Below are 5,142 nucleotides of genomic sequence, written 5' to 3'. Positions count from 1 at the left end.
GACACTAGATCCTAAGTCTGGCGCGTCTGCCAATTCCGCCACACCCGCGTGTGAGTTAAAAGATAACTCCAAAATGGCAGGGGCAGTAGGAATCGAACCCACACTGACGGTTTTGGAGACCGTAGTTCTACCTTTAAACTATGCCCCTATAAAAAGTAGCAGTCATGACGGGATCGAACCGCCGACCCCCTGCTTGTAAGGCAGGTGCTCTCCCAGCTGAGCTAATCCTCCGATATATAAGCCTGGCAACGTCCTACTCTCACAGGGACAAAGTCCCAACTACCATCGGCGCTGAAGAGCTTAACTTCCGTGTTCGGTATGGGAACGGGTGTGACCTCTTCGCTATCGCCACCAAACCATTGAGAGTGTTCTCTCAAAACTAGATAACAGTAAGCATACATTCAAATTGGTTAAGTCCTCGATCGATTAGTATCTGTCAGCTCCATGTGTCGCCACACTTCCACCTCAGACCTATCAACCTGATCATCTTTCAGGGATCTTACTTCCTTGCGGAATGGGAAATCTCATCTTGAGGGGGGCTTCATGCTTAGATGCTTTCAGCACTTATCCCGTCCGCACATAGCTACCCAGCGATGCCCTTGGCAGAACAACTGGTACACCAGCGGTGCGTCCATCCCGGTCCTCTCGTACTAAGGACAGCTCCTCTCAAATTTCCTGCGCCCGCGACGGATAGGGACCGAACTGTCTCACGACGTTCTGAACCCAGCTCGCGTACCGCTTTAATGGGCGAACAGCCCAACCCTTGGGACCGACTACAGCCCCAGGATGCGATGAGCCGACATCGAGGTGCCAAACCTCCCCGTCGATGTGGACTCTTGGGGGAGATAAGCCTGTTATCCCCGGGGTAGCTTTTATCCGTTGAGCGATGGCCCTTCCATGCGGAACCACCGGATCACTAAGCCCGACTTTCGTCCCTGCTCGACTTGTAGGTCTCGCAGTCAAGCTCCCTTGTGCCTTTACACTCTACGAATGATTTCCAACCATTCTGAGGGAACCTTTGGGCGCCTCCGTTACCCTTTAGGAGGCGACCGCCCCAGTCAAACTGCCCACCTGACACTGTCTCCCAGCCCGATAAGGGCGGCGGGTTAGAAGGTCAATACAGCCAGGGTAGTATCCCACCGACGCCTCCACCGAAGCTAGCGCTCCGGCTTCTCAGGCTCCTACCTATCCTGTACAAGCTGTACCAAAATTCAATATCAGGCTACAGTAAAGCTCCACGGGGTCTTTCCGTCCTGTCGCGGGTAACCTGCATCTTCACAGGTACTATAATTTCACCGAGTCTCTCGTTGAGACAGTGCCCAGATCGTTACGCCTTTCGTGCGGGTCGGAACTTACCCGACAAGGAATTTCGCTACCTTAGGACCGTTATAGTTACGGCCGCCGTTTACTGGGGCTTCAATTCGCACCTTCGCTTACGCTAACCGCTCCTCTTAACCTTCCAGCACCGGGCAGGCGTCAGCCCCTATACTTCGCCTTACGGCTTCGCAGAGACCTGTGTTTTTGCTAAACAGTCGCCTGGGCCTATTCACTGCGGCTCTCTCGGGCTTGCACCCTAACAGAGCACCCCTTCTCCCGAAGTTACGGGGTCATTTTGCCGAGTTCCTTAACGAGAGTTCTCTCGATCACCTTAGGATTCTCTCCTCGCCTACCTGTGTCGGTTTGCGGTACGGGCACCTCTCACCTCGCTAGAGGCTTTTCTTGGCAGTGTGGAATCAGGAACTTCGCTACTATAATTCGCTCGCCATCACAGCTCAGCCTTCATGATGAGCGGATTTGCCTACTCATCAGCCTAACTGCTTGAACGCGCATATCCAGCAGCGCGCTTACCCTATCCTACTGCGTCCCCCCATTACTCAAACGGCGGGGAGGTGGTACAGGAATATCAACCTGTTGTCCATCGCCTACGCCTTTCGGCCTCGGCTTAGGTCCCGACTAACCCTGAGCGGACGAGCCTTCCTCAGGAAACCTTAGGCATTCGGTGGAGGGGATTCTCACCCCTCTTTCGCTACTCATACCGGCATTCTCACTTCTAAGCGCTCCACAAGTCCTTCCGGTCTTGCTTCACAGCCCTTAGAACGCTCTCCTACCACTGTTCGAAGAACAGTCCGCAGCTTCGGTGATACGTTTAGCCCCGGTACATTTTCGGCGCAGAGTCACTCGACCAGTGAGCTATTACGCACTCTTTAAATGGTGGCTGCTTCTAAGCCAACATCCTGGTTGTCTAAGCAACTCCACATCCTTTTCCACTTAACGTATACTTTGGGACCTTAGCTGGTGGTCTGGGCTGTTTCCCTTTCGACTACGGATCTTATCACTCGCAGTCTGACTCCCAAGGATAAGTCATCGGCATTCGGAGTTTGACTGAATTCGGTAACCCGGTAGGGGCCCCTAGTCCAATCAGTGCTCTACCTCCGAGACTCTTACCTTGAGGCTAGCCCTAAAGCTATTTCGGAGAGAACCAGCTATCTCCAGGTTCGATTGGAATTTCTCCGCTACCCACACCTCATCCCCGCACTTTTCAACGTGCGTGGGTTCGGGCCTCCATTCAGTGTTACCTGAACTTCACCCTGGACATGGGTAGATCACCTGGTTTCGGGTCTACGACCACGTACTCAATTCGCCCTATTCAGACTCGCTTTCGCTGCGGCTCCGCCTCTTCTGCTTAACCTTGCACGGGATCGTAACTCGCCGGTTCATTCTACAAAAGGCACGCCATCACCCATTAACGGGCTCTGACTACTTGTAGGCACACGGTTTCAGGATCTCTTTCACTCCCCTTCCGGGGTGCTTTTCACCTTTCCCTCACGGTACTGGTTCACTATCGGTCACTAGGGAGTATTTAGCCTTGGGAGATGGTCCTCCCGGATTCCGACGGAATTTCACGTGTTCCGCCGTACTCAGGATCCACTCAGGAGAGAACGAAGTTTTGACTACAGGGCTGTTACCTTCTATGGCGGGCCTTTCCAGATCGCTTCATCTACCTCGTTCCTTTGTAACTCCGTATAGAGTGTCCTACAACCCCAAGAGGCAAGCCTCTTGGTTTGGGCTGGTCCCGTTTCGCTCGCCGCTACTCAGGGAATCGCATTTGCTTTCTCTTCCTCCGGGTACTTAGATGTTTCAGTTCCCCGGGTCTGCCTTCTCATATCCTATGTATTCAGATATGGATACCACTCCATTACGAGTGGTGGGTTTCCCCATTCGGAAATCTCCGGATCAAAGCTTACTTACAGCTCCCCGAAGCATATCGGTGTTAGTCCCGTCCTTCATCGGCTCCTAGTGCCAAGGCATCCACCGTGCGCCCTTTCTAACTTAACCGTTAAAAAGAATCACTACGTGATATCTTGCATTACTAATTGAATGTGAATTACTTCTGTTATCTAGTTTTCAAAGAACAACATCTCGAAGAATCGAATGATCCTTCAAAACTAAACAAGACAGGGAACGTTCTGTTTATAAGACCCAAGGTCTTATATTCCGTTAAAATCCTTAGAAAGGAGGTGATCCAGCCGCACCTTCCGATACGGCTACCTTGTTACGACTTCACCCCAATCATCTGTCCCACCTTAGGCGGCTGGCTCCTTACGGTTACCCCACCGACTTCGGGTGTTACAAACTCTCGTGGTGTGACGGGCGGTGTGTACAAGGCCCGGGAACGTATTCACCGCGGCATGCTGATCCGCGATTACTAGCGATTCCAGCTTCACGCAGTCGAGTTGCAGACTGCGATCCGAACTGAGAACAGATTTGTGGGATTGGCTTAACCTCGCGGTTTCGCTGCCCTTTGTACTGTCCATTGTAGCACGTGTGTAGCCCAGGTCATAAGGGGCATGATGATTTGACGTCATCCCCACCTTCCTCCGGTTTGTCACCGGCAGTCACCTTAGAGTGCCCAACTGAATGCTGGCAACTAAGATCAAGGGTTGCGCTCGTTGCGGGACTTAACCCAACATCTCACGACACGAGCTGACGACAACCATGCACCACCTGTCACTCTGCCCCCGAAGGGGACGTCCTATCTCTAGGGTTGTCAGAGGATGTCAAGACCTGGTAAGGTTCTTCGCGTTGCTTCGAATTAAACCACATGCTCCACCGCTTGTGCGGGCCCCCGTCAATTCCTTTGAGTTTCAGTCTTGCGACCGTACTCCCCAGGCGGAGTGCTTAATGCGTTAGCTGCAGCACTAAAGGGCGGAAACCCTCTAACACTTAGCACTCATCGTTTACGGCGTGGACTACCAGGGTATCTAATCCTGTTTGCTCCCCACGCTTTCGCGCCTCAGCGTCAGTTACAGACCAGAAAGTCGCCTTCGCCACTGGTGTTCCTCCACATCTCTACGCATTTCACCGCTACACGTGGAATTCCGCTTTCCTCTTCTGCACTCAAGTTCCCCAGTTTCCAATGACCCTCCACGGTTGAGCCGTGGGCTTTCACATCAGACTTAAGAAACCGCCTGCGAGCCCTTTACGCCCAATAATTCCGGACAACGCTTGCCACCTACGTATTACCGCGGCTGCTGGCACGTAGTTAGCCGTGGCTTTCTGGTTAGGTACCGTCAAGGTGCCGCCCTATTTGAACGGCACTTGTTCTTCCCTAACAACAGAGCTTTACGATCCGAAAACCTTCATCACTCACGCGGCGTTGCTCCGTCAGACTTTCGTCCATTGCGGAAGATTCCCTACTGCTGCCTCCCGTAGGAGTCTGGGCCGTGTCTCAGTCCCAGTGTGGCCGATCACCCTCTCAGGTCGGCTACGCATCGTTGCCTTGGTGAGCCGTTACCTCACCAACTAGCTAATGCGCCGCGGGTCCATCTGTAAGTGGTAGCCGAAGCCACCTTTTATGTCTGAACCATGCGGTTCAAACAAGCATCCGGTATTAGCCCCGGTTTCCCGGAGTTATCCCAGTCTTACAGGCAGGTTACCCACGTGTTACTCACCCGTCCGCCGCTAACATCAGGGAGCAAGCTCCCATCGGTTCGCTCGACTTGCATGTATTAGGCACGCCGCCAGCGTTCGTCCTGAGCCAGGATCAAACTCTCCAAGAAAGTTGATTAGCTCATTTGTTACGTTGGCTTAGTTTCTAAAAGAAACTAAAAAATATTGTTTGTTGACGTTTTTGTTTGTTTA

General features: G+C 52.6%; 1 tRNA gene and 3 rRNA genes. All 4 read right to left on the bottom strand.

What is annotated here, in order from left to right:
• Nucleotides 1–74 precede the first annotated feature (74 nt).
• Nucleotides 75–148, bottom strand: a tRNA-Trp gene (locus ACFVVI_RS35630).
• 92 nt (nucleotides 149–240) lie between these two features.
• Nucleotides 241–356: ribosomal RNA gene (gene rrf, locus ACFVVI_RS35625) — 5S ribosomal RNA — on the bottom strand.
• Between the two features lie 50 nt (nucleotides 357–406).
• Nucleotides 407–3,336 (bottom strand): 23S ribosomal RNA (locus ACFVVI_RS35620).
• Between the two features lie 175 nt (nucleotides 3,337–3,511).
• Nucleotides 3,512–5,060: ribosomal RNA gene (locus ACFVVI_RS35615) — 16S ribosomal RNA — on the bottom strand.
• The 16S, 23S and 5S rRNA genes sit together here with 1 tRNA gene alongside, the layout of an rRNA operon.
• Nucleotides 5,061–5,142 lie beyond the last annotated feature (82 nt).

Origin of the sequence: Nocardia sp. NPDC058114 (genome assembly GCF_042884695.1) — a bacterium.
GTDB lineage: Bacteria > Actinomycetota > Actinomycetes > Mycobacteriales > Mycobacteriaceae > Nocardia.
The sequence above is the reverse complement of the archived record's forward strand: the minus strand, read 5'-3'. Positions and strand labels throughout refer to the sequence as shown.